Below are 22,736 nucleotides of genomic sequence, written 5' to 3' on the forward strand. Positions count from 1 at the left end.
GGCGTTGGGGGTTGGGTACGCAGTGCACGGCTAGAGACCGAGCCAGCGGGGTACGCTCATGACGATGCCTTCCGGCCAGACGATCACGGCGAGCAGCACGAACAGCATCACGGCGATGAAGGGCAAGTTGGCGTAGGTGATGCGAATCACATCGACCTTGGAGATCACGCTGGTGATGAATAGCGCGGCGCCCACGGGCGGTGTCTGCTGGCCGATGCCCCAGCACAGGATCACCACCATGGCGAACTGCAGCGGATCGATGCCGAGCAGCTGCACGCTGGGCAGGAACAGCGGCACCACGATGAACATCATGGCGATGCCATCGAGGAAGGTGCCGGCAATGATCAATACCAGGCTCAGGATCAGCAGGAAGCCGATCGGACCCATGTCGAGGGTCGCAATGGGACCGAGAATCAACTGGCCCAGGCTCTGGTAGGTGAAGGTGTAGCCTAGGGTATGCGCCGCGGCGGTCACGAACATCACTGCCCCGGTGAGCACGGCGCTCTCCACCAGCGCGAGATAGAGAGCGCGAAGCGAAAGCGAGCGGTAGAGCAGCATGCCGGCCACCACGCCGTAGGCGACCGCTACCGCGGAAGCTTCGGTGGGCGTGAAGATGCCGCCCAGGATGCCGCCCAGAATGATGATCGGCATCATCAGGGCCGGCAGGGCGCCGACGAAGGTGCGGCCCAGCTCGCCCAGAGAGAAGGCGGACTCGATGGGATATACCCGCTTTACCGAGATCCACCAGGCCATCAGGATCAGGCCGAGGGCGGTGAGCGCACCGGCGATCAGACCGGCGGCGAACAGCGCACCGGTCGAGAGACCCATGTAGGCGCTGAGCAGGACCATGGGCACGCTGGGCGGAATGATGATGCCGATGGTTGAGGACGAGGCCGTGACCGCAGCGGTAAACGAGGCCGAATAGCCGCGCTTGATCATCTGCGGGATCATCACGCCGCCTACCGCCGCGGTATCGGACATCGAGGTGCCGCTCATGCCGGCAAAGAACATCGAGGTCAGGATGTTCACCGCCGCCAGACCGCCGCGAATGGCGCCGACCAGGGCGCGGGCCAGGTCGATCAGGCGCGCCGAGATACCGCTGTGGTTCATGATCTGGCCGGCCAGGATGAACAGCGGAACGGCCAGCAGCGGGAACGATTCGGTGCCACGGTAGAGGCGTTGCACCAGGACCAGCATGTCGACACCGGAGAAGGCCAGCACGGCGATCGAGACCAGGGTCAGCGCGAAGGCGATGGGCATGGCCAGGCCGATCAAGGTGAGCAGGGCGAGAAGGATGGCAAGTAGGATCATGAGGTACTCTCCTCCAGCTCGGCTTGCCGGGCAGCCTCATAGGGAGGCGCCCCGGCCTTTGTGGCGGCAAGGCATTGGCGAATCAGCTCCAGCAGCATGCCCACGCCGGAGATGGGCACGGCGGCATAGAACATCCACTGGGGGGCGCCCAGCATCAGGGTGGTGCGGTGGGAGAAGGTCAGGGTCTGTTCCACCCCCCACACCACCATGACCACGCAGACCAAGCCGATTAGTGCCTGGTTGAGGAAGAACAGAATCCATTGGCCGCGGGCGGGCAGGCAGGCGGCCACCACATCGATACGCAGATGTGTCCCTTTGCGCAGCGCCAGGTAACCGCAGAAGAAGGTCACGTAGACTAACAGGCCCACCAGCACCTCGGCGCTCCAGGACAGCGAGGCATTGAGTAGGTAGCGCGCAACCACGGCCGCCAGGGCGAGCAGGGTGATGGCAGACAACAGCAGTGCCGCGACCGCTTCGAAAAAACGATCAAGCATGGGAGGCTCCTGCAGGGAAGGGGCAGGCCGGGGCGGCCCGCCGGGCTAACACGGTGAGGCTCAGGGATGCTCAGCGATGCGCTGTACCAGCTCGCGCGCTTCATCCGACATGTCCTGGGTGAAGCGTTCCCACAGCGGCTGGGACGCTTCGATGAAGGCATCGATATCGACTTCGTTGACCTGCATGCCATTCTGCTCGACCAGCTCGATGACGCTCTGGTCGGCGCGCTCGCCGAAGTCGGCGGTGGCTTCGAAGGCCTTCTGTCCGCCTTCCAGCAATGCTTGCTGCACCTCGTCGGGCAGGTCCTGGAAGCGCGCCTCGTTCATCAGCAGGAAGCCCACGGTATAGACGTGACCCGACAGCGAGAGGTAATCCTGCACTTCGTAGAAGCGGCTGGCCTCGACCTCAACCAGCGGGTTCTCCTGGCCATCGAAGACGCCGGTCTGCAGCGCCGAGTAGAGTTCCGGGTAGGGCAGCGGCGAAGCGTTTGCGCCATAGGCGTTGAACATCTCCACCCGCTGGCGGCTGCCGGGGGTGCGGATGCGCAGGCCGCTCAGGTCGTCCGGCGTTTCAATGGCGCGGCGGTTGTTGGTGATGTGTCGGAAGCCGCCCTCGTAGAAGCCGATGATGCGGTAACCCTGCTCCTGCAACCGCTGCTTCAGGGCATCGCCGATCTCGCCACCGAGCACGCTGGCGACATGGTCGCGATCGCGGAACAGATAGGGCAGCGAGAGAATGCCCATGTCCTCGTCGATGGTGGTTATCGGCGTTTCGATGGTGGCGATATCGAGCGTGCGGGTGTCCAGGGATTCGATGTTGCTGACCTGGTCGCCCAGGGCGCCGGAGTGGAACAGCCGGACCTCGACGCCATCAGCGGTGGCTTCGGCCACGTGACTGGCGAGTGCGTTGAGGCCGGCCATCTGGATGCCCTGCTGGCTGCCGATCGTCGCGGCGCGTAGCTCAAGGTCGGCGGCCGTCGCGGAACCGGCAATGCCGAGGCCCACTGCCACGGCTGTAAGGAGACGCGGGAGTTTGCACTTCATGGTGACGCTCCATGGGTTGTTGTATATAGGGGAGTCGTGTCACTGGGTGAACGAACACGTGCTTCTAGGGTAGGGTCGAGCGCTGGCCGCTTATAGAAGAAAACGGACAAGAAAGAGTAAATATCGGACGCGCGCTGTCCGATCCGCCGGCTTCAGGAAGCCTGGGCGCTAACCTGGTTGCCCAGCCCCTTGCGGCGCGACTGCTTGGGGCTGTAGTGGTAGCGGGCCTGAAAATCACGTGCCAGGTGGGAAGCATCGGAAAAGCCGCACTCGGCGGCGATCTCTGCGATCGAGCCGTCGGTATGTTGCAGCAACCATTCGGCGTAGCGCAGACGCATGGTCTTGAAGTAACGCATGGGCGTGGTGCCCATTTCCTGCTGAAACAACCTGTCGAGCTGGCGCGGACTGAGGTTGATGCGCTCGGCCAGGGCCTGGCTGTCCAGGCGCGTGTTGAGTGACTGTTCCATGGTCAACACGGCGACCCTGACCCGCTCGTCGCGTATCTCCTGAATGGCCTCGAAGAAGTGGGTCTGCGGCGAGTTGGAAGTGCGCATTCCGTTGAGGATCATGTGGCGAATGGCCTGCTGGGCCTTGTCCGGCCCGCATTCGCGACGTATCAGGTGCAGCGCCATGTCGGTGGCCCCCGATGAGCCGGCGCAGGTGATGACGCGTACCGATTCGAGAAACAGCCGGTCGGGCGTGGCGTCGATCTGGGGAAACTGACGGCGGAAGTCGTTGATCACGTTCCAGTGAACGCACACCCGCTGGCCCTTGAGCAGTCCGGCGCGGGCGATGGCGAAGGTGCCGGTGCAGACTCCGACCAGCTTGACGCCCTGCTTGCAGGCTTCCTTCAAATACTCGCTAAGCGCCTTGTCCTCATGCGGATCGAGATAATTGTTGCCACCGCACACGGCGATATGAGTGAAGTGGCTCGGATCGCGATAGGGGGTCTGCGGCGTCGCCTCCAGGCCGCAACTGGACGTCACCGGCCCGGGCCCCATGATCTGCCAGCTGCAGTGAATCTGCCGGCTGCGTCCGCCCTTGTCGGCGGCCAGGCGCAGCGAATCGATGAATCCGGCGAAGGCATTCAGCGTAAACCGGGGCAGCAGGATGAAGCCGACACGCAGTGGCGGTTGTGGGGACTGGTACATTCAGGCCTCGTCTCGATGGAGCGACGATACGTGCCCATAAGTATGCGCCGCTGCCCGGCGATCTTCGAGCCTATCGGTGCCGACCAAGTAGGCTCCGCCTAGGATGGGCCTTCTCGGTCGTACCCTACCTGGTAAGCCAAGAACTCAAGTCTGCGGCTAGGGGGTCGGCAGCCATCGAAAAGCAATAATTGTTATGATATAACATTATGTGTATATGAACCGTCCATTCATACTCCAGGCAAGGCGGTTTCACTGGTTCGTCTTACCTCGTTACGGTGCTTTTCCCATGAGTCCAGATACCCACGACCTGATTCCCGTTACCGTGCTGACCGGCTTCCTCGGCAGCGGCAAGACCACCCTGCTCAACCAATTGGTGCGTCAGCCCGCGATGAAGGATGCACTGGTGGTGATCAACGAGTTCGGCGACATCGGGCTCGATCACCGTCTGGTCGCCGAAGGCGACGAGCACAGCGTGGTGGAGATGAGCAGCGGCTGCCTGTGCTGCACCATACGCGGTGATCTGAGCCGTACCGTGCAGAAGACCTTCGATGCGATCGAGCGAGCGGGCGGCGAGCCCTTCTCGCGCGTGATCATCGAAACCACCGGACTCGCCGACCCCTCTCCCATCCTGCACACCCTGATGATCGACTACTGGCTGGCCCATCGTCTGTACCTGGATGGTGTGATTTGTCTGGTGGATGCCGCCAGCGGCGTTTCGACGCTCAATGCCCATCGCGAGTCGCAGCGTCAGGCTGCCGTCGCCGACCGGCTGTTGATCACCAAGGCCGATCTGGTGGACGAGGCGCAACTGTCTCGGCTTGCCGGCCATTTGGCTCGGATCAATCCAGCTGCCGAGCAAGTGCAAGTGAGTCATGGCGGGATAGCGGCCGAACGGCTCACCGGAGAGGGCCTCTCGGCACAGCGCCAACAGGCGGACCATTGGCTGAGCGCGGCCTCCTATGCTCAGGTATGGCCCACGGTGGGCATGACGCCGTCTTCTGCCGGCACCCTGGTCTCGATGCTGACGCCTCAATCCGGGCCGGTTCTCAGCCGGCATGGCGAACAGATCCGCTCGTTCTGTTTCACCGTGGAGGAGCCCATCGCGCCTGACGTCCTCGAGGACTGGCTGGACCTGTTGATGTCACTGCTGGGCGAGAAGATCCTGCGGGTGAAGGCCATCGTGAAGATTGCCGGGCGAGAGCAGCCGTTGGCCCTGCACGGCGTGCAGCACATCTTTCACCCACCGGAGCCGCTGCCGGTCGAGGCCTGTAGCGACGGTATCTCACGCTTTGTGTTCATTACTAACGGCGTAGCGCCCGAGGCGGTCGCGCAGCTGTTCGACTATTTTCAGCCCGGTCGCGCAGCTGAGAACCACCTTTCATCCTTCAACGCGCAAGGAGTCTCCCGATGAATCGGTTGGCATTGGAAGATATCGCCATGGCTCCTGCCTCTCGTCTCGGCACCTTGAGCTGGGTCGGAATGGAGAATATCGCCCTGCCGCTGCAGGTGGTCGGCCAGGGTATCACCGGATACGCTTCGGCGGGGGTCAGCCTGGACGACCCCACCGCGCGGGGCATCCACATGTCTCGTCTCTACCTGGCCCTGGCCGAACTCGAGTCGCGCGAGATTTCGCTGGCGCGCGTGGCGGCGGTGCTGGAGGCCTTCCTCGACAGCCATCAGGGGCTCTCGCAAGGTGCCTTTCTCGATCTCAGCGGCGAGGCGATGCTCAAGCGACCGGCGCTGATCAGCCCCCTGGCGGGCTGGAAGCGCTATCCCTTCGCCCTGCGCTGCCGGCGCGACGAGCGTGGTTTTGTGGCCACCCTCGATCTCACGGTGGGCTACTCCTCCACCTGCCCCTGCTCGGCCGCTCTGGCGCGACAGCTGATCCAGCAGGCCTTTGACGAGGATTTCACCGACATGCCGGTCAGCCGCGAGGCGGTGCGCGCTTGGCTCGGCAGCGAACAGGGCATTCTGGCCACGCCCCACAGCCAGCGCAGCCAGGCGCACCTCTCGGTGCAGCTCGCTAACGATCAGGACGAGCTGCCGCTGATTGCGCTGGTCGGTCGCACCGAGCGGGCGCTGGGCACCGCGCTGCAAACGGCGGTGAAGCGGATCGACGAGCAGGCCTTTGCCCTGGCCAACGGCCAGAACCTGATGTTCTGTGAGGATGCCGCGCGCCGCCTGCACCAGGCGCTGCGCGAGCAGCCCGGCATCGATGGCTTCCGGCTACGCGTGGTGCACGCCGAAAGCCTGCATGCCCACGACGCCGTGGCGCGCAGCGAGTGGAACTGGGGCGAGTCAGCTGGGTGCGCATGACGGGAGGCGGTCAGCGTCGGTTCCGGGCCGGCGGGCAACCCATGCTACCATGGGGGTTTCGGCGAACCCGATCGACACAGGACTGAACATGCCTCTACTTGATAGCTTTACCGTCGACCACACGATCATGAACGCCCCGGCGGTTCGCGTCGCCAAGACCATGCAGACGCCCTCCGGCGATACCATCACGGTGTTCGATCTACGCTTCAACAAGCCGAACGAAGACATGATGGGTGAGAAGGGCATTCACACCCTGGAGCATCTGTTCGCTGGGTTCATGCGCAATCACCTGAACGGCAAGGACGTCGAGATCATCGATATCTCACCGATGGGCTGCCGCACGGGGTTCTACATGAGCCTGCTGGGCAACCCCAGCGAAGAGCGCGTCAGCGAAGCTTGGCTGGCGGCGATGCAGGACGTGCTCGACGTCAAGCGGATGGAAGACATCCCGGAACTCAATGAGTACCAGTGCGGTACCTTCGTGATGCACTCCCTGGAAGAAGCCCAGGAGATCGCTCGCTGCATCATCGAGCGTGGCGTCGGGGTCAACAGGAACGAAGAGATCACCCTGAGTGAAGATAAGCTGAAGTCGCTGGGCAACCATTGACGCATAGCGAGAGTCTCGTGACCCGCCCAAGAGGCGGGTTTTTTCTTTGCGGAATTCGCTAAAGTAGGCAGGCAGAAGACAACGAGGTGTCGCGAAACGGGAGGGGCAATGGAGAAGGTGCTGGTCAGCGCGTGCCTGCTGGGCAGGCGGGTACGCTACGATGGCGGTGCCAAGAGCCTTGCCTCGGAGATCCTGGCGCAGTGGCAGGCCGAGGGTCGGGTGGTATCGGTATGCCCCGAGGTTGATGCCGGCCTGCCTACGCCGAGGCCGCCCGCCGAGATTATCGCCGGCGATGGGGGGGGGGTACTCACCGGTTCGGCGCAGGTCGTCGATCGCGACGGTACCGATCTCACCGAGGTGTTTCGGCAGGGCGCTTCGCTGGCGCTCCAGTTGTGCCGGGAGCATGACATCAAGGTAGCGGTTCTGACCGAACACAGCCCCTCCTGCGGCAGCACGCAGATCTACGATGGCAGTTTCTCGGGAGTGAAAAGGGCCGGTGCCGGTGTCACCGCGGCGCTGCTTCGCCAACACGGGGTTCGGGTGTACGGTCAGCACGAAATCGTCGATGCATGGCGGACCATCAAGGAACTGTGATGCGCGATATATCACGCCCTTGGTCAGGGCTCGTTGGCTCAAGCTGCTCTATCCCACAAAGCCGATCATCCCTACCAGGCCTATCTCATCGTGGAGCCTGACCATGAGTAGTGAGAGGCTCAACATTCGCCGTCAACTGACGGCATTGATCGAGCGGGGCGCCATACCGCGTGAGCAGGTGGCGCGGGCAGTCGCGCTTTCCGGGCTGCACCCTTCGGGGCGGGCTTGGGGGGTATTCCTGGATCGGCTGCTGCTGTGGTTGGGTACGCTGGCGCTGGCTTGCGGACTGCTGTTTCTCATCGCCTACAACTGGGCCGCGATGGGACGTTGGCTGCGCTTCGGACTGGTGCAGGTAGCGCTGGTAGTGGCCATCGGCATCTACTGGTGGGCCGTAGGGCGCGGCGAAAAGGATAACCTGGTGGCTCGGGCGGCACTCATGGCGGCTTCGTTGCTGCTGGGCGTGCTGTTGGCGCTGTTTGGTCAGGTCTACCAGACCGGTACCGATCCGTGGCAGCTGTTCTTCTTCTGGGCCGTGCTGATGTTGCCCTGGACGCTGGTGGCGCGCTTCGATGCGCTCTGGGTGCTGTGGCTGGGGTTGCTCAATCTTTCGCTGGCGCTCTACTTCCGCACATGGGGTGGGGCATTTGGCCTCCCGTTCACCAGCGACACCGCCGCCCTGTGGGGGCTGTTCGCGCTCAATACCGTGGCGCTGGCGCTATGGGAGCTGGGCGCGCGGCGTTGGCGCTGGCTGTCGGCAGGGTGGGCCACGCGCCTGTTGGCGCTGGGCGGCGGCATCCCCCTGACCCTGCTCATGATCACCATCATTCTCGATGACTGGGCCGGCCTCACGCCTGCCGTGCTGGTCTATCCGGTCTGGTTGGCGGCCCTCTACGCCATCTACCGCCATTGGCGAGCCGACCTGTTCATGCTGGCGGGGGGCTGCCTGTCGGTCATTACGGTCGTCACGTTCTTTCTTGCCCGACACCTGCTGTGGCACGCCGAGACGGCTGGCTTCCTGGTCTTGGCCGTGGTGGTGCTGGAGTTGGGAGCAGCAGCCGCCTTCTGGCTCAAGCGGCTGCATGCGGAGATGTCGTCATGATGCCTTCACTCAAGGAGAGACTTGACCAGGCTGGCATTGCGGTGTCGGAAGACGAGGGCGAGCCGGCACTCGAGACGCCCTGGTTCGTGCGCGCCCTGCAGGCGTTTTCGGGCTGGCTGGCGGCCCTGTTTCTGCTCGGCTTCATCGCCATGGGCGCGGTGTTCGTGCTCGACACCAGCGTGGTCGCCGCCATGCTGGGGCTGGTGATGATCACGGGTGCCTTTGCGCTGCTGCGGGGGACGAAAGGTGACTTCGTCGAGCACCTGGCGCTGGCCGCGAGTCTGGCGGGGCAACTGCTGGTGGCCTGGGCCATTGCCGCCTTGTTGGAGGGCTCGACGGTCGGCCTCTGGTGGTCGCTGGTGGTGCTGCAGGCTGCGCTCGCCCTGGTCATGCCAAGCCTCACGCATCGCACCTTTTCGGCCTTCGCGGCGAGCCTGGCACTTTATCTCGCCTTGATGGAAGGCATCTCGTTGCCTTCGCTCGCCGGAGGCCTGGTGTTGTTCTCACTGAGTGTCCTGTGGCTCAACGAGTTTCGCTTGCCGGCCTATATGCGCCAGCTGCAGGCGCTGGGCTATGGCCTGCTGCTTGGGCTGCTGGCCATCCAGGTCACGGGGTATCACGGGCAGTCACTGCTCACGGGGCGCTACTACCAAGTAACCGGCTTGGGCTGGCTAGAGCCCTGGGTGGGAGATGCCCTGGGAATGTTGGCGCTGTTGTTGCTGCTTCGGTACGTCTTTCAGCGCCATGCCGGCGCGATCGCTTCATCCGTTCGCTTGGCGGCCTTCGGTGCCGTGGCGGTGCTGATGCTGCTCTCGCTCCAGGCTCATGGCCTGAGCCATGGCGCCGTGGTGGTCGTGCTGGGTTTCGCTATCGGCAATCGTCTGGTCATGGGGTTTGGGGGGCTACTGCTGCTGCTCTCGATTTCGAACTACTATTACTGGCTCGAGGCGACCTTGCTGACCAAGGCAATGACGCTGTTCGCCCTCGGCGTGGTGCTACTGACGATCCGCTGGGTCATGCGGCGCGGCTGGCGGGCCGGTGAAGCGGAAGGGGCGGGCCAATGATCGCGACAGCCAGGCTCGACAGGGTCGTAGTGGTCATCGCTACCGTGCTGATCCTGGCGCTGGTCAACTGGAGCATCTGGGCCAAGGAGCGTCACTTGGCCGAAGGTGAGGTGGTGTATCTGGAACTGGCGCCAGTGGATCCGCGCTCACTGCTGCAGGGCGACTACATGGCTCTCAACTTCGAGATCGCCAACCGCATCCGCGAGGCGCACTATGCGCAGCGCAGGGAGAGCGGCGAACCGCAGGCCGCCGATGGTCTTGTGATCGTGAGCCTGGATGCGCAGCGCGTCGCGCATTTCCAGCGTCTGGGCGCGAGCAACGATTCCCTTGCTGCCGACGAGATGCGCCTGCGCTACCGGGTGCGCAACGGCCGGGTCCGCTTGGCCACCGACGCTTTCTTCTTTCAGGAGGGCCATGCCGAGCGCTACGAGTCCGCCCGTTATGGTCAGTTCCGCGTCAACGAACGCGGCGAACCTTTACTCGTTTCCCTGCATGACGACGAGCTGGAGAAGCTGGGAGACATGGCGCGTTAAGAACTCGCCAGCGCTCGCACCTGCTCCGGCCGTCTGCGTTGAAACATGGCAACGGCGAGGGAAGCCATTCCCGGCAGCGATGGTATAAGGTCACGCATCCCATTCAGCTAACAGGAGGTTTGCCTTGCTGCGTGAGAGGCTCCATCGCCAACTGACGCCGGGGGCTTGGCCCGACTCGGGGTTGTCGCCGATCAATCGGGTCGTCTGCGTGCTGATTCTGCTGGCGTCCCTGATGGCCGTGCTAGAAACCGAGCCGACTTTGCGCCAGGCGGCACCGGATCTGTTCTTCGCTATCGAAGCTGTCTTCGTCGCGCTCTTTCTCGCCGAATACGGATGCCGGCTGTATGCCGCCGGGGAGGAGCCCCGCTACCGGGGTATCTCGGGCCGCATCCGCTACGTGTTTTCCTTTTGGGCGCTGATCGATCTGCTCGCAATCCTGCCGTTCTTCCTGGCATTCCTGCCTTTCAACAATGTGTTCCTGCTGCGCATGATGCGCGTGCTGCGTATCTTGCGTCTCGCTAGGCTGGGGCGTTTCAGCCGAGCCTGGTCTGCGCTGGCCGAGGCCCTGCATGCCCGCAGCTACGAGCTGCTGCTCAGCGTCGGTGTGGCGGGCCTGTTGCTATTGATTTCCGCGGCCTGTCTCTACGTGGTGGAGGCTGCCGACCAGCCCAAAGCCTTCGGCAGCGTGCCGCGGGCATTGTGGTGGAGTATCGCTACCCTCACCACGGTGGGCTACGGTGATGTCACGCCCATCACGCCTCTGGGGAAGGTGTTTGCCGGTATCACCGCGGTGGCCGGTATCGGCATCATCGCCATGCCCACGGGTATTCTCGCCGCGGCTTTCAGCGATGTTTTTCAGAGCAAGGACCACCAACCAGAACGCCGACATGGCGCTGGAGAGGTGGAGCGGTAGTAGCTTCACTGTGCCTCACCGCCGTGTATCGTACCGACGTCGACGGATAGCGCGCTGACGTTCGCGCTCGCGGCGGCGCTGACGGGCCAGGGCGTTGCCGTTGGCCAACTCGACCAGAAACTCGAGCTCCGCCTCACTGAGCGGTTCGCGCTTGGGTCGCGTCATCCAGGGGCTCCTGCCGAAGAGGGTTCTGGCCGACGCTAGCGGAGGAAGGTGGCAAACGAGTGACGATGGCATGCCGGTCGCCGCTGTTGCATGATGGCATTCGTCCCTCCTCGACTCAGGTAGGAAACCCATGCCCCTTGAAAGCGCGCTGCTCTATATCGTGGCCATCTTCGTCTTCGCCGTGACCCCCGGGCCCGGAGTGTTCGCTCTGCTGGCGCGAGGCATGGCCTCCGGCGCGCGGGTCTGCGTGCCGCTGGCGCTGGGCATGACCCTCAGCGACCTGCTCTACCTGCTGTTGGCTTTCTACGGCCTGGCGGCCATCGCCGAGAACTGGAGCGAGGCCTTCACGGTAATTCGCTACCTTGGTGCCGCTTACCTGCTCTACCTGGGCTGGAAGATGTGGACCGCCCCGGTCGAGACCGGGCCGCTGGCGCCCGAGCTGCAGCGTGGGGATGCCGTGAAGGGTTTCCTGCAGGGCTTTCTGATCTCCGCCTCCAACCCCAAGGTGATTCTCTTCTACATCGCCTTCCTTCCCACCTTTATCGATCTCACCGCCCTGGCTTCCCACGACATGGTGCTGGTGGTCGGGCTCACCTTCGTCAGCCTGATGGCGGGGCTGATGCTGGTAGCCTCCGGTGCCTCGAGCGCACGGCGTTTCCTGCAGACCAAGCGCGCCATGAAAGGCGCCAACCGCTCTGCAGGCACCCTGATGGCCGCTGCCGGCGCCTTCCTGATCGCCAAGGGGTAAGAACTGGCGAGTTGGAACGGCTCGGGGAAGGGGAGCCGTGGTAGTCTTGGCATACTCTGCATGCACTTAACCCAGGCCGAATAGTGCATGTGCCAGGTGCCCGCTGAGGAAGGCGAGGCCGGCAGCGGCGCCTCCCATCAGCAGGGTACGGATTCCGGATCGCAACACCGGCCGCTGGTAGACCAGGCTCTTGAGCATTCCGATGCCGAAGAACATCGCACCGGCAATGACGAGGCTTGCCAGGAACTGTATGGCCGTATCCAGGTCCGGTAAGGCATAGGGCAGCAGGGGCATGGCGCCGACGACGATAAAAGCGAAGAAGGTGGTCAACGCGGCGCGCAGGGGGTTCAATCCGACGGGTTGCAGGTAGTGTTCCTCCTTGAGCATGGTGTCCACCCAGATATCGTGATCGTTGGTCAGCGTCTCGACCACTGTCTCCAGCAGCTCTCCCTCGAAGCCTTTCGCCCGGAATATCTGACGAATTTCCTCCCGCTCCCCATCGGGGATGAGCTGGATATGGTGACGTTCGCGACGGGCGACACTGTCGATATGCTCTTGTTGCGCCTGAGAAGCCTCGTAGTTGCTGACTGCCATGCTGAAGCCGTCGGCGAGTAGATTGGCGAAACCAAGGACCAGGGCAACCGTAGGGGAGAAGCCGGCACCGAAAGCGCCTGAAACGACGGCAAATGTCGTGACGCAGCCATCGATACCGCCCAGCACTGCATCAGGTAGTGTGTTGGCTGATGGCGGTTGAGACAGACGTGCCTTGACTGCCTCAGGGCGATGTTCAGGCTCGAGATCCTTGCGATCATATGCCATGGCAGCCATCCGCATAATGGGGGTTCGGGGAACGGTATTTTCTAAAGGTAGTAAAGTAAGACGGTAATGAAACCAAGCCCCTGGTCGCTGAGCATGGGGGAGGTACTGCGATAATTTTCAGTGCGTTATGTTTGCGGGAAACGACATGAGAAAGGAATCGCTCCACCGTATTCTGATAGTTGCCGAAATGCTCCTGCTGGCATTGCCGGTGAGCCTGTTCTGCCTGCTCGCCGGACTGGCCCTGCTGAGCACGGTAGGGTTTTACTGGGGCGTGGAGGAACTGGCAATCATGCTCTTCGTGTTCGTCGGTTTTATGGGTATCGTTGGGCTATGGTGCGTGGCGATGGCATACCTGGCGCGACGGCCGCGGCTCACCTGGTGGTGGCGGGCCGCCAGCCTGGGCGCCGGGTTAGTGAGTGTCTCTCTGATGCTATTCTGCCTGGTCGCCTTCGGCTGGGAGTTGCCGGAGTGGGGGATCATCGTTGCCCTGGGCGTATTTGCCAGCCCGCTGCTGGTGCCCTTTCTCCACTTGACCTATTTGCAGCACATGCACCGGGAAGTATTGTCGACTCAGGCACAGCGATAACCTGCGCGGTAATCTCGAGCATTGTCGTGGCGAGCGACCCGCAACTGGAGTCTTGGCGAATCTACAAGGAGATGACCCGTGGAGTGGTGGACCTGGATGACCTTCGTCGGGGTGATAACGGCCCTTATCATTTTTCCTGGGCCGGTGGCACTGCTATGCACCACGCATGGCCTGCGTTTCGGCCGGCACCGGGCTTTCGCCACGGTGCTGGGTGGCGGGGTGGCTTCCCTGGTGTTGATGACGCTTTCCGCCTTGGGGCTGGGTGCCGTACTCGCCACCTCGGAAACGGCCTTCTTCGTGCTGAAGCTGCTGGGCGGCGCCTACCTGATCTATCTGGGATTGCAGGCCTGGTTGGCAAAGCCCCAGTCGCCGCTGGCCGAGGCGCCAGCGGCAGTGAAGGGCCAATCGGTTCCCGCCATGTTCCGCCAGGGGTTCCTGGTGGGTATCGGCAACCCCAAGGATCTGCTGTTCTTTGCCGCCCTGTTTCCCAACTTCATCACCATCGGCGAACCGCAGTTGGTCCAGTTCGTCATCCTGGCGCTGACCTGGCTGGTCATCGATACGACCTTGATGACGCTCTACGCCACCCTGGGTTCGGGACTGGGTCGCTGGTTCGATAGCCCCGGCAGGATGCGGGCGTTTCACCGCACTACCGGGGGCTTGTTCCTGGGTGCTGGGGGAGCGTTGATCGCCTCGAGCGCCAACAGGTGAACCCATGCGTGTGGGAATGCGGCCATTTCAAGGCCGACTCGAAGCTCGAACGTTAACACGCTATCTTTCCCCTACTGCACGCGTCCCTCTTCCCGCCGGGGAGTGGGCGCTTCGACACTCTGCGTTCTGGAGCACTCATGAGCCAAGAAAACGAGTACGTGCCGCCGAAAGTGTGGAAGTGGGAAAAGGCAAACGGCGGCGAGTTCGCTAGCATCAACCGGCCCATCGCCGGCCCTACCCATGACAAGGAGTTGCCGGTCGGCAAGCATCCGCTGCAGCTCTACTCGCTGGCTACGCCCAACGGGGTCAAGGCCGGCATCATGCTCGAGGAGCTGCTGGCGCGGGGCCACACGGGCGCCGAATACGACGCCTGGCTGATCCGCATCGGCGAGGGCGAGCAGTTCGGCAGCGGCTTCGTCGAGGTCAATCCCAACTCCAAGATCCCGGCCTTGATGGATCACAGCACTACACCTCCCACCCGGGTATTCGAGTCGGGCTCGATCCTGCTCTACCTGGCCGAGAAGTTCGGTGAGTTTCTGCCCCGGGATTCCGCCGGACGTACCGAGACGCTGAACTGGCTGTTCTGGCAGATGGGCAGTGCGCCGTATCTCGGCGGCGGCTTCGGCCACTTCTACGCTTATGCGCCGACCAAGATAGAGTACGCCATCGACCGCTTCGCCATGGAGACCAAGCGCCAGCTCGACGTACTGGACCGGCGGCTGGCCGAGAGTCGCTATCTCGGCGGGGACGACTACACCCTTGCCGATATCGCCAACTGGCCCTGGTACGGGCAGCTGGCGCTGGGTCGCGTCTACGATGCCGGCGAGTTCCTGCAGGTACAGGAGTACGAGCACGTGCAGCGCTGGGCCAGGGAGATCGATGCCCGGCCGGCGGTCAAGCGCGGGCGCATGGTAAACCGTACCTTCGGCCCGTTGGAGCAGCAGCTGCATGAGCGCCACGACGCCAGCGACTTCGAGACCAATACCCAGGATAAGCGCTAGGTGACTGTCATCGCGCCAAGACGGCTGGAGCCCCGCGACCTGGAAGCCTGCGCGACGCTATTCGCGCAGGTGTTCTCTGCCGAACCATGGAGCGAGCCGTGGGGTTTCGAACGCGCCCTGGCTCGGCTGGCTCACTTTCACGAATCGCCCGGCTTCGTCGGCGTGGTGACACCGGGCGAAGGCAATGCGGCCGCAGGTTTTCTGCTGGGTAATCTGGAGCCCTATCTGGAAGGCTACCTGTTCTACTTGAGAGAAATGTGCGTTGCCTCGCATCGGCAGGGCCAGGGAATCGGCTCGCAGCTTTACCGGGCTCTGGAGCGGGAGCTGACCGAGCGAGACGTTCGCGCGGTGTACCTGGCCACGGGGAGGGAAATCCCTGCGGCCCATTTCTACCAGAATCTCGGTTTTCGCTGCAGCGAAAGCATGGCGTTCTATGCCCGGGGCCTGCCAGGTCCGGAAAGTGAATAGGATGCTCATTGGACACCCCCGGGGCGCTCTGGCATGCTTCGCGCTCCGCGAAACCTGCCCAAGAGAAGCCCCATGAGCGCGCTGCCGAACTGCCCCGCCTGTCATTCCGAATACACCTATGAAGTGGCCGACATGTACGCCTGCCCTGAATGTGGTCACGAGTGGTCGAGTGTGTCGGGTGAGACAGAGTCCAGCGACGAGAAGGTGGTACGCGATGCCAACGGCAACGTGCTGCAGGATGGCGACAGCGTCACCGTGATCAAGGATCTCAAGGTCAAGGGCAGCTCGTCGGTGGTCAAGGTGGGCACCAAGGTCAAGAGCATTCGCCTGGTCGAGGGCGACCACGACATCGACTGCAAGATCGACGGCTTCGGGCCGATGAAGCTGAAGTCGGAGTTCGTCAAGAAGGCGTAACGTAAATAGGCAGGAAAGCCAACTGTCACTGAGCTGTAAGCGAACGGCAGTACCATCGATGGAACACACTCATCGGAGGTTGGCTCATGCTGAAGCGTCCCTTGGTAACCGCTCTTTCCGCATCCGTGGTACTCACCGGCCTGGCACTTCCCGCCCTCGGCAACGAGAAGCTGGTGCTCTATACCAGCCAACCCAACAGCGACGCCCAGCAGACCGTCGACGCTTTCCAGGCGGCCCACCCCGGTATCGAGGTGGAGTGGGTACGCGACGGTACCACGCAGCTGATGACTCGCCTGCGCTCCGAACTCTCCGCCGGCGTCAGCAACCCCGACGTGCTGCTGATCGCCGACAGCATGACCATGGAGTCGCTCAAGCAGGAAGGGCACCTGCAGGCCTACCAGAGCCCGGAGCGCGAGGCCTATGATGCCGAGCTGTACGATTCCGAAGGCTACTACTACGGCACCAAGCTGATCACCACGGGGATCGTCTACAACACCGGGGCCGAACACCGGCCGCAGCGCTGGCAGGACCTCATCCAGCCCGAATACGAGGGGCAGGTGGCCATGCCCAGCCCGCTCTACTCGGGGGCTGCGCTGATTCACATGGCGACCATCGAGTCCAACCCCGAGCTGGGCGAGAGCTATTACGAAGCGCTACAGGCCAATCGTGTCGAGGCCCAGGGCGGCAACGGCGGCGTGTTCAATGCCGTGGCGGCGGGTACCAAGCCCTACGGCGTCGTGGTGGACTTCCTGCCGATTCGCGAAGCGGCCAAGGGCTCGCCGGTGGCCTTCGTGTTCCCCGAGGAGGGCGTGAGCGCGGTGACCGAACCGGTCGCCATCATGCAGGAGGCCAAGAACCTCGACGCCGCACAGAAGTTCGTCGACTTCGTGCTCTCCCGCGAAGGCCAGGAGCTGGTCAGCGAGCAGGGCTATCTGCCGGCGCATCCCGCTGTCGCCCCGCCGGCGGGCTTTCCCGCCCGTGACGACATCGCGCTGATGCCGCTGGACACCCAGAGCGCTCTGGCCCGTGAAGACGAACTCAAGCAGCGCTTCGGCGACCTGTTCGGCAGCTGAGTATGTCACCGGGCCTCACCGATAGCAGCCAGCACCGCTGGCTGCTCACCCTGCTCATGCTCGTCATCGTGGCGCTCAGCCTGGCGCCCAGCCTGCGCTTGCTGCTGGAGGCGCTGAGCGACCTGGCCCAGGGCAGCGAATCACCTCTATGGCGGGTTCTGCAGGCCGAGAGCACCTGGCGGGCGCTCGCGCGCAGCCTCTACACCTCGGGGCTGGGCATGCTGATCGCGCTGGCACTCGGCAGCCTGTTCGCCTTCGTGATCACCCTCACCGACATTCGCGGCAAGGCCTGGCTGGTGTTCTGCTTCATGCTGCCGATGATGATTCCGCCTCAGGTCACCGCGCTCAGCTGGCTGCAGCTGTTCGGCCCCGCCAGCCCGCTGCTGAAAAGCATCGGCATGGCGCCGCCCCTGGGCAGTCCCCAGCCGCTCTACTCGGCCGAGGGTATCGCCCTGCTGCTGGGCATCCAGAGCGCGCCGCTGGTATTCCTGGCGCTTCGCACCTCGCTGCTTTCGCTGCCCCGCGAGCTGGTCGAGGCGGCGCGCATCAGTGGTGCTCGCCAGGCCCAGGTGTGGGGGCAGATCATCCTGCCGGTGACCCGTAGCGGCCTGATCGCAGGGGGAGGGATGGCGTTCATCTCGAGTTTGGGCAACTTCGGCATTCCCGCCATGCTGGGCATTCCTGCGGGCTACTACGTGCTGCCGACCCTGATATATCAGCGCATGGCCAGCTTCGGTACCGGCGTGTTGGCCGAAATGGCCTCGCTGTCGCTGCTGATCGGCGTGCTGGCGCTGGCCGGCGTGGCGCTGCAACAAGCGTGGATGAAGCGCAGCCGGTTCGGCTTGGTGGGGCACTCCGGGCGGGCGCACGATTTCTCGCTGGGACGCTGGCGGGGTGGAGTGACCGCGCTGCTGGTGGCCCTGTTGTTGGCCATCCTCGTCGCCCCGTTGGCGGCGCTGGTGGTGAGCTCGCTGGTGCCGGCCATGGGCGTGCCGCTGAGCTGGGAGACCGTCACCCTGAGTGCTTACCACGAGGTGATCGGCCGCCAAGGGGTGACCTGGCGTGCGGTGAGCAACAGCCTGTGGCTGGCGGGTAGCGCCGCCGTGGTACTGATGCTGTGCAGCCTGCCGCTGGCCTATCGCCTGCAGCGCCTGCCCCAGCGCTGGCAGAGCCTGGCGCTGAGCGCCATCGAGCTGCCCTATGCGCTGCCCGGCGTGGTGCTGGCGGTGGCCTGCATACTGCTCTTCGTACGGCCCATTCCCGTGGTGAACGTGGCGATCTACGGCACCCTGGGGCTGATCTTCGTCGCCTATCTGGCGCGTTTCCTGGTGGTGTGCCTCAAGCCGGTGGCCGCCGGCCTTGCCCAGCTCGATCCCTCGCTGGAAGAAGCGGCCCAGCTCGCTGGCGCCGGCCCCTGGCGACGCCTGGGCGGCATCGTGCTGCCGCTGGTGGCGCCGGCGCTGTTCGCGGGTGGGTTGCTGGTGTTCCTGCTGGCGGTAAACGAGCTGACCGTCTCGGCGCTGCTGTGGAGCGCCGGCAACGAGACCCTGGGCGTGCTGATCTTCAACCTCGACGAAGGCGGCGAGAGCGTGCTGGCCGCCGCGGTTTCCGTACTGGTGGTGCTGATGGTCGCCACGTTGATGCTGGCGCTGAGCCTGCTGGCGCCGCGCCTGCCCAAGGGGGTCGTGCCATGGCAGGGCTGACGATCGATCACGTCACCAAACGCTTCGGCGAGCAGAGCGCCGTCGAGGCGCTCTCGCTGGACGTGGCACCGGGCGAGTTAGTCGCGCTGCTCGGCCCCAGCGGCTGCGGCAAGACCACCATGCTACGCATGCTGGCCGGCTTCGAGCCGCTCAGCGAGGGCGAGATCCGCCTGGGTGGGCGCACCCTGGCCAGCCGCGAGCATCACGTGCCGCCCGAGCAGCGCAACATGGCGATGGTGTTCCAGTCCTACGCGCTGTGGCCGCACATGAGCGTGGCCGACAACGTCGGCTACCCGCTCAAGCTGCGCCGACTGGATGGCGAGAGCTACCGGCGCCGGGTGGCCCAGGCGCTGGCGCTGGTGGGCCTCGCATCCTACGCCGCGCGGTCGCCGCAGGAGCTCAGCGGCGGCCAGCGTCAGCGCGTGGCGCTGGCACGCTGCCTGGTCACCGATCCCGACGTCGTGCTGCTCGACGAGCCCTTGGCCAACCTCGACCGTCACCTGCGCGCGGCCATGGAGCAGAGCTTTCGCGACTTCCACCGCCGCACCCGGGCCACCATGATCTACGTGACCCACGACCAGAGTGAGGCCATGGCGCTGGCGGATCGCATCGCGGTCATGCGCGAAGGCAGGCTGGCGCAGTGGGCCACTCCCGAAACGCTCTATCGCCAGCCACGAACCGCCTGGGTGGCCAGCTTCATCGGCCAGGGCAGCCTGTTGAGCGTGGCTGCCGGGCGGCCTGGCCAGCGTCTGGAGGAGGCCGCGCTGATGCGCGGGCTCGCTGCCGTACCTGCCGAGCGCACCCAGTCGGTGCTGGTGCGCCCCGAGCACGTGAGAGTGCATCCCGCTTCCCCATCGTCGCAGGATCTGCGTGGGCGGGTGGAAAGCGTCACCTTCCGCGGCGAACGCTACGAGCTGCATCTTCGCCTCGAAAGTGGCGAGACGCTAATCGCCTACCACGCCACGGCGCTGGGCGAAGGACAGCCGGTAGCCTTGACCCTGTGCGAGGGCTGGTGCCTGGAGCCCGACGCGTGAGCCTGCATGTCGAGGTGCTCAGCGGGCTGGGCGAGAAGGCTCCCGCCGCCATCCTGGTCGAGGCCGAGGGCAGTCGCCTGCTGCTCGACGCCGGCGGTGCCCTGCATCCGGGCCAGTCGATGGCCTGGGCCGAAGGGCTGGATGTCGATGCCGTGCTGATCGGCCACGATCATTTCGACCATATCGGCGGGGTATCGGCGCTGCCTGCCGAACTGCCGCTCTACTGCACGACCGCGGTGGCGGCGGCGCTGCCCAGCGACCGCGAGTGGCGAGCGCTACCCGAGCGTGGCCAGTGCTGCATCGCGGGCATCCCGGTGACCACCGGACAGGCGGGACATTCTCTTGGCGGCGTGTGGTTGCATCTCGGCGTAGGCGGCGGCGTTTTCTACAGCGGCGATGCTTGCCTCGAATCGCTGCTTTTCCCCTTCGATGAACCGCCGCCGGCTCGCGTTGCCCTGCTGGACGCTTCCTACGGCCGCTATGACACGCCCCAGGCGCAGTGTCGCGAAGCCATCGCGCAGCGGCTGACCGAGCCCTGGGTGTTGCCGGTGCCCGTATCGGGTCGCGCCCTCGAGATGGCGCTGTGGCTCGATGCCCAGGCCGAGCGGCTGGAGGTGAGCTGGAACATGGATCACACTTGCCGCGCAGGGCTCGAGGCCTTGCTGCGGCTGCCCCGCGCGCTGCGCCGGGAGGGACATGACGCCGCCATCCGCCGGCTGCTCGATGTTTCCCGCCTGGATTCTCCCATGCTATGGCTGGTGGCGGACCGCGACGACGACCCGCAGGACTGGCCGATGCACCGTCTTCTGCACACGGGCTATCTCACGCCCCGGCGGCAGCGCCAGAGGGCCGCCGGGGAAGTCGACTGGCTGCGCTGGAACGTCCACCTGCGACTCTCCCATATGCGGGCGTTGGTGCGGCAGCTGGGCGCCAGACAGGTGCTCCCCCTGTTTACCTCCGAGGTAAGCAAGGTGAGCGAGTCGTTGACGGCATCGAAAGCGCTGGCCCTGTCGGAGGAGGGCGGCAATGCTGCTGGCTAGGCCTTTCGTCTTCATTCGCCATGGTGAAACGCGGCTCAACCGCGAGCATCGCATCGGCGGACGCAGCGACGTGCCGTTGACGGCACTGGGCGAGGCCCAGGCGCGACAGGCTGCCGTGTGGTTGGACCGACCCTGGAGCCGGGTCGTGACCAGTACGCTGCAGCGCGCCTGGCGCACAGCGGAGCTGGCGGTGCCGGGCCAGGAAGCGATGCGCCTGAATGGGCTCGACGAGCGTGACTGGGGTCGATTGGACCAGTTGCCGCTCATGCAGCAGCCACCCTACGAGGCCACCCCGCCCGGCGGGGAGAGCTGGGCGAACTTCCAGGCTCGTGTGCTGACCGCGCTGAACGGCGTGCTGGCAAGCGCGGAGATACCGCTGGTAGTGGCCCACTCGGGCGTCTTTCGTGTCATCCGCGCGCAGTTGGCCGGCACCCCGAACGGCCCACGCCTGCTCAACGCCACTCCTGTACTCATTATACCCGGCCTGCTGGGGTGGCAGGTCACGCGCTACACAGGGTGAACGTTCGGTAGCGAACGATCGGCCAATAACGGAATGCGAACAAGATAACTGCCACACTGGAGGGACATTCATCTGCGTCGCATGGAGGGATCCATGAACCAGACCACGCAGCGCAAGCGCCAGGGACGGTTACGCATCGGTACATCCGGCTATCAGTATCGCCATTGGCAGGGGCGCTTCTATCCGGACGCGCTGACCCAGGACGAGTGGTTCGGCCATTACGCCGAGCGGTTCGATACGGTAGAGATCAATAACACCTTCTATAGCCTGCCCCAGGCAGGCACCTTCGACAAGTGGAAGGAGGCAGCGCCAGCCGGCTTCGAATACGCCCTGAAATTCAGCCGCTACGGCAGTCACATGAAGCGTCTCAAGGATCCGGAGCAGAGCCTTGGCACCTTCCTCGAGGTCGCACGGCGGCTCGGCGAGTGCCTAGGCCCGATCCTGGTGCAGCTGCCACCCAACTGGAAGGCACGGCCGGAGCGGCTGGACGCCTTTCTCACCGAGGCGCCGAAGCAGTATCGCTGGGCCGTCGAGCTGCGCGATCCTGACTGGCTCAACGATGAGGTGTATGAGGTTCTGCGCCGTCACAGTGCGGCGCTGTGCCTGCATGACATGCTGGAGCGCCATCCTCGGGTGTTGACCGCCGATTGGACCTACCTGCGCTTTCATGGCAAGCGGTATGCAGGCAGCTATTCGCGTCAGTATCTCGTGGCCGAGGCAACGCGTATCGCCGAGTTGCTGCACGATGGCCATGACGTCTATGCCTACTTCAACAACGATCAGAAGGCCCATGCGCCGCGCAATGCTCTCGACTTGAGACGCTACGTGCAGGACAGGCAATGAGCCAGGGGCTAAGGTTGTCGGCTGGCAGGAATCGCTGACGCTGCTGGCGAAACTGATCGAGGCGAAAGTTTCCGATAGCCACCTGCGCAAAGGGGCGCACACGCCGACCGACAGAGAGTTCAGCGGACACTGGTAACGGCCGGGATGTGTCGCAGCGGAGCCGGCCCGATACCCTCGTCGGCCTCGCGCTGGAAACAGGATTAGATAGGGGCGGGCTCGTCGGGTAGTTCCTGAGCCATCAGCTCGTCGGCCAGTGCCCGCGAAGCAAGGGCGAACTCGATGCGTGCCGCACTGAGCGCGGTGAGGTCCTTGCTGGCGCCATCCCTCTCGAGGCGGTCGAGTTGGGTCTTGGCCATGACCAGCCGCTTGCAGAGCGCCTGTTTGCTCGGTGGCTCTGTGGCGTCGCCCGGCGAGAGTGCCGGTGTGATCGATTCATGCATCGTTACGTTTCCCTGCGCCATTTGGAACCGAAGGGCTCAGCGGCG

The 22,736-nt window shown here is 64.3% G+C and carries 27 protein-coding genes; 20 read left to right on the plus strand and 7 right to left on the minus strand.

Annotated elements, in window-relative coordinates; genetic code table 11:
• Nucleotides 1–30: 30 nt before the first annotated feature.
• From HNO53_RS03210 to HNO53_RS03225, 4 genes are all read right to left on the minus strand, one after another.
• On the minus strand, nt 31–1,311 hold the full coding sequence (locus HNO53_RS03210) for a TRAP transporter large permease (protein WP_209476195.1): 1,281 nt from the start codon (nt 1,309–1,311) through the stop codon (nt 31–33).
• A complete protein-coding gene (locus HNO53_RS03215) occupies nt 1,308–1,805 on the minus strand; it encodes a TRAP transporter small permease (RefSeq protein ID WP_209476197.1) in 498 nt (165 codons plus the stop codon). The genes HNO53_RS03210 and HNO53_RS03215 overlap by 4 nt, the downstream gene beginning before the upstream one ends.
• 60 nt (nt 1,806–1,865) lie before the next feature.
• Nucleotides 1,866–2,849: a TRAP transporter substrate-binding protein gene (locus tag HNO53_RS03220; RefSeq protein ID WP_209476199.1), complete on the minus strand. Its 984-nt coding sequence runs from the start codon at nt 2,847–2,849 to the stop codon at nt 1,866–1,868.
• A gap of 152 nt (nt 2,850–3,001) precedes the next feature.
• The gene (locus HNO53_RS03225) at nt 3,002–4,000 is read right to left on the minus strand and encodes a GlxA family transcriptional regulator (protein ID WP_242597523.1); all 999 of its coding nucleotides are present in this window, start codon (nt 3,998–4,000) and stop codon (nt 3,002–3,004) included.
• Between the two features lie 286 nt (nt 4,001–4,286).
• Between HNO53_RS03225 and HNO53_RS03230 the strand changes: the two genes are divergently transcribed.
• The 8 genes from HNO53_RS03230 to HNO53_RS03265 all read left to right on the plus strand — a co-directional run bounded on the left by HNO53_RS03230 (nt 4,287) and on the right by HNO53_RS03265 (nt 11,126).
• Nucleotides 4,287–5,411: a CobW family GTP-binding protein gene (locus HNO53_RS03230; RefSeq protein ID WP_209476201.1), complete on the plus strand. Its 1,125-nt coding sequence runs from the start codon at nt 4,287–4,289 to the stop codon at nt 5,409–5,411.
• On the plus strand, nt 5,408–6,316 hold the full coding sequence (gene folE2, locus HNO53_RS03235) for a GTP cyclohydrolase FolE2 (protein ID WP_209476203.1): 909 nt from the start codon (nt 5,408–5,410) through the stop codon (nt 6,314–6,316). Before HNO53_RS03230 ends, folE2 begins: the two co-directional genes overlap by 4 nt.
• 88 nt (nt 6,317–6,404) lie before the next feature.
• Complete coding sequence (gene luxS, locus HNO53_RS03240) at nt 6,405–6,923, plus strand: S-ribosylhomocysteine lyase (protein WP_209476205.1); 519 nt, start codon at nt 6,405–6,407, stop codon at nt 6,921–6,923.
• 108 nt (nt 6,924–7,031) lie between these two features.
• On the plus strand, nt 7,032–7,517 hold the full coding sequence (locus HNO53_RS03245) for a 2-thiouracil desulfurase family protein (RefSeq protein WP_209476207.1): 486 nt from the start codon (nt 7,032–7,034) through the stop codon (nt 7,515–7,517).
• Between the two features lie 103 nt (nt 7,518–7,620).
• Nucleotides 7,621–8,616, plus strand: a complete 996-nt coding sequence (locus HNO53_RS03250) for a DUF2157 domain-containing protein (RefSeq protein ID WP_209476208.1) — start codon at nt 7,621–7,623, stop codon at nt 8,614–8,616.
• A complete protein-coding gene (locus tag HNO53_RS03255) occupies nt 8,613–9,680 on the plus strand; it encodes a DUF4401 domain-containing protein (RefSeq protein WP_209476210.1) in 1,068 nt (355 codons plus the stop codon). The genes HNO53_RS03250 and HNO53_RS03255 overlap by 4 nt, the downstream gene beginning before the upstream one ends.
• Nucleotides 9,677–10,213, plus strand: coding sequence for a GDYXXLXY domain-containing protein (locus tag HNO53_RS03260; protein ID WP_209476212.1), 537 nt, complete (start codon nt 9,677–9,679; stop codon nt 10,211–10,213). Before HNO53_RS03255 ends, HNO53_RS03260 begins: the two co-directional genes overlap by 4 nt.
• A 124-nt stretch (nt 10,214–10,337) precedes the next feature.
• Nucleotides 10,338–11,126 (plus strand): ion transporter, encoded by a 789-nt coding sequence (locus HNO53_RS03265; protein WP_209476214.1) that lies wholly within the window; start codon nt 10,338–10,340, stop codon nt 11,124–11,126.
• Between the two features lie 15 nt (nt 11,127–11,141).
• Here the strand turns inward: HNO53_RS03265 and HNO53_RS03270 are convergent, their stop codons facing one another.
• On the minus strand, nt 11,142–11,291 hold the full coding sequence (locus tag HNO53_RS03270; RefSeq protein WP_209476215.1) for a hypothetical protein: 150 nt from the start codon (nt 11,289–11,291) through the stop codon (nt 11,142–11,144).
• A gap of 130 nt (nt 11,292–11,421) precedes the next feature.
• On the opposite strand from HNO53_RS03270, the gene HNO53_RS03275 reads away from it, so the two are divergent.
• A complete protein-coding gene (locus tag HNO53_RS03275) occupies nt 11,422–12,039 on the plus strand; it encodes a LysE family translocator (protein WP_209476218.1) in 618 nt (205 codons plus the stop codon).
• Nucleotides 12,040–12,105: 66 nt separating this feature from the next.
• On the opposite strand, the gene HNO53_RS03280 is transcribed toward HNO53_RS03275, so the two are convergent.
• A complete protein-coding gene (locus HNO53_RS03280) occupies nt 12,106–12,873 on the minus strand; it encodes a VIT1/CCC1 transporter family protein (RefSeq protein ID WP_242597524.1) in 768 nt (255 codons plus the stop codon).
• Nucleotides 12,874–13,003: 130 nt separating this feature from the next.
• Here HNO53_RS03280 and HNO53_RS03285 point away from each other — a divergent pair, with 130 nt between their 5' ends.
• From HNO53_RS03285 to HNO53_RS03335, 11 genes are all read left to right on the plus strand, one after another.
• Nucleotides 13,004–13,444: a hypothetical protein gene (locus HNO53_RS03285; RefSeq protein ID WP_209476220.1), complete on the plus strand. Its 441-nt coding sequence runs from the start codon at nt 13,004–13,006 to the stop codon at nt 13,442–13,444.
• 78 nt (nt 13,445–13,522) lie between these two features.
• A complete protein-coding gene (locus tag HNO53_RS03290) occupies nt 13,523–14,155 on the plus strand; it encodes a LysE family translocator (protein WP_209476222.1) in 633 nt (210 codons plus the stop codon).
• 137 nt (nt 14,156–14,292) lie between these two features.
• A complete protein-coding gene (gene yghU / locus HNO53_RS03295) occupies nt 14,293–15,156 on the plus strand; it encodes a glutathione-dependent disulfide-bond oxidoreductase (RefSeq protein WP_209476224.1) in 864 nt (287 codons plus the stop codon).
• Nucleotides 15,157–15,624: a GNAT family N-acetyltransferase gene (locus HNO53_RS03300; RefSeq protein WP_209476226.1), complete on the plus strand. Its 468-nt coding sequence runs from the start codon at nt 15,157–15,159 to the stop codon at nt 15,622–15,624.
• Nucleotides 15,625–15,696: 72 nt separating this feature from the next.
• Complete coding sequence (locus HNO53_RS03305; protein WP_209476228.1) at nt 15,697–16,038, plus strand: zinc ribbon domain-containing protein YjdM; 342 nt, start codon at nt 15,697–15,699, stop codon at nt 16,036–16,038.
• A gap of 86 nt (nt 16,039–16,124) precedes the next feature.
• Nucleotides 16,125–17,111 carry an ABC transporter substrate-binding protein gene (locus tag HNO53_RS03310; RefSeq protein WP_209476230.1) on the plus strand — a complete coding sequence of 329 codons (987 nt, stop codon included), beginning with the start codon at nt 16,125–16,127 and terminating at the stop codon, nt 17,109–17,111.
• A 2-nt stretch (nt 17,112–17,113) separates the two neighbouring features.
• Nucleotides 17,114–18,814, plus strand: coding sequence for an ABC transporter permease (locus HNO53_RS03315; protein WP_209476232.1), 1,701 nt, complete (start codon nt 17,114–17,116; stop codon nt 18,812–18,814).
• On the plus strand, nt 18,802–19,848 hold the full coding sequence (locus HNO53_RS03320; protein WP_209476234.1) for an ABC transporter ATP-binding protein: 1,047 nt from the start codon (nt 18,802–18,804) through the stop codon (nt 19,846–19,848). Before HNO53_RS03315 ends, HNO53_RS03320 begins: the two co-directional genes overlap by 13 nt.
• Nucleotides 19,845–20,888, plus strand: a complete 1,044-nt coding sequence (locus HNO53_RS03325; RefSeq protein ID WP_209476236.1) for an MBL fold metallo-hydrolase — start codon at nt 19,845–19,847, stop codon at nt 20,886–20,888. The genes HNO53_RS03320 and HNO53_RS03325 overlap by 4 nt, the downstream gene beginning before the upstream one ends.
• Entirely contained in the window at nt 20,875–21,408 is a 534-nt protein-coding gene (locus tag HNO53_RS03330) for a histidine phosphatase family protein (protein WP_209476238.1), read from the plus strand. Before HNO53_RS03325 ends, HNO53_RS03330 begins: the two co-directional genes overlap by 14 nt.
• A 93-nt stretch (nt 21,409–21,501) precedes the next feature.
• Nucleotides 21,502–22,251: a DUF72 domain-containing protein gene (locus tag HNO53_RS03335; RefSeq protein WP_209476240.1), complete on the plus strand. Its 750-nt coding sequence runs from the start codon at nt 21,502–21,504 to the stop codon at nt 22,249–22,251.
• A 200-nt stretch (nt 22,252–22,451) separates the two neighbouring features.
• Here HNO53_RS03335 and HNO53_RS03340 read toward each other — a convergent pair whose 3' ends face one another.
• A complete protein-coding gene (locus tag HNO53_RS03340; RefSeq protein ID WP_209476242.1) occupies nt 22,452–22,691 on the minus strand; it encodes a hypothetical protein in 240 nt (79 codons plus the stop codon).
• Nucleotides 22,692–22,736: the final 45 nt, after the last annotated feature.

The organism is Billgrantia antri (assembly GCF_017868935.1).
Classification (GTDB): Bacteria; Pseudomonadota; Gammaproteobacteria; order Pseudomonadales; family Halomonadaceae; genus Halomonas; species Halomonas antri.

What these genes read in the sequence shown, in the direction of transcription:
- luxS (WP_209476205.1), top strand. Translation starts at nt 6,405, where the DNA reads ATGCCTCTACTTGATAGCTTTACCGTCGACCACACGATCATGAACGCC.
- HNO53_RS03275 (WP_209476218.1), top strand. Translation starts at nt 11,422, where the DNA reads ATGCCCCTTGAAAGCGCGCTGCTCTATATCGTGGCCATCTTCGTCTTC.
- HNO53_RS03270 (WP_209476215.1), bottom strand. Translation starts at nt 11,291, where the DNA reads ATGACGCGACCCAAGCGCGAACCGCTCAGTGAGGCGGAGCTCGAGTTT.
- folE2 (WP_209476203.1), top strand. Translation starts at nt 5,408, where the DNA reads ATGAATCGGTTGGCATTGGAAGATATCGCCATGGCTCCTGCCTCTCGT.
- HNO53_RS03210 (WP_209476195.1), bottom strand. Translation starts at nt 1,311, where the DNA reads ATGATCCTACTTGCCATCCTTCTCGCCCTGCTCACCTTGATCGGCCTG.
- HNO53_RS03320 (WP_209476234.1), top strand. Translation starts at nt 18,802, where the DNA reads ATGGCAGGGCTGACGATCGATCACGTCACCAAACGCTTCGGCGAGCAG.
- HNO53_RS03260 (WP_209476212.1), top strand. Translation starts at nt 9,677, where the DNA reads ATGATCGCGACAGCCAGGCTCGACAGGGTCGTAGTGGTCATCGCTACC.
- HNO53_RS03230 (WP_209476201.1), top strand. Translation starts at nt 4,287, where the DNA reads ATGAGTCCAGATACCCACGACCTGATTCCCGTTACCGTGCTGACCGGC.
- HNO53_RS03245 (WP_209476207.1), top strand. Translation starts at nt 7,032, where the DNA reads ATGGAGAAGGTGCTGGTCAGCGCGTGCCTGCTGGGCAGGCGGGTACGC.
- HNO53_RS03330 (WP_209476238.1), top strand. Translation starts at nt 20,875, where the DNA reads ATGCTGCTGGCTAGGCCTTTCGTCTTCATTCGCCATGGTGAAACGCGG.
- HNO53_RS03280 (WP_242597524.1), bottom strand. Translation starts at nt 12,873, where the DNA reads ATGCGGATGGCTGCCATGGCATATGATCGCAAGGATCTCGAGCCTGAA.
- HNO53_RS03220 (WP_209476199.1), bottom strand. Translation starts at nt 2,849, where the DNA reads ATGAAGTGCAAACTCCCGCGTCTCCTTACAGCCGTGGCAGTGGGCCTC.
- HNO53_RS03250 (WP_209476208.1), top strand. Translation starts at nt 7,621, where the DNA reads ATGAGTAGTGAGAGGCTCAACATTCGCCGTCAACTGACGGCATTGATC.
- HNO53_RS03255 (WP_209476210.1), top strand. Translation starts at nt 8,613, where the DNA reads ATGATGCCTTCACTCAAGGAGAGACTTGACCAGGCTGGCATTGCGGTG.
- HNO53_RS03335 (WP_209476240.1), top strand. Translation starts at nt 21,502, where the DNA reads ATGAACCAGACCACGCAGCGCAAGCGCCAGGGACGGTTACGCATCGGT.
- yghU (WP_209476224.1), top strand. Translation starts at nt 14,293, where the DNA reads ATGAGCCAAGAAAACGAGTACGTGCCGCCGAAAGTGTGGAAGTGGGAA.
- HNO53_RS03315 (WP_209476232.1), top strand. Translation starts at nt 17,114, where the DNA reads ATGTCACCGGGCCTCACCGATAGCAGCCAGCACCGCTGGCTGCTCACC.
- HNO53_RS03215 (WP_209476197.1), bottom strand. Translation starts at nt 1,805, where the DNA reads ATGCTTGATCGTTTTTTCGAAGCGGTCGCGGCACTGCTGTTGTCTGCC.
- HNO53_RS03225 (WP_242597523.1), bottom strand. Translation starts at nt 4,000, where the DNA reads ATGTACCAGTCCCCACAACCGCCACTGCGTGTCGGCTTCATCCTGCTG.
- HNO53_RS03340 (WP_209476242.1), bottom strand. Translation starts at nt 22,691, where the DNA reads ATGCATGAATCGATCACACCGGCACTCTCGCCGGGCGACGCCACAGAG.
- HNO53_RS03305 (WP_209476228.1), top strand. Translation starts at nt 15,697, where the DNA reads ATGAGCGCGCTGCCGAACTGCCCCGCCTGTCATTCCGAATACACCTAT.
- HNO53_RS03310 (WP_209476230.1), top strand. Translation starts at nt 16,125, where the DNA reads ATGCTGAAGCGTCCCTTGGTAACCGCTCTTTCCGCATCCGTGGTACTC.
- HNO53_RS03285 (WP_209476220.1), top strand. Translation starts at nt 13,004, where the DNA reads ATGAGAAAGGAATCGCTCCACCGTATTCTGATAGTTGCCGAAATGCTC.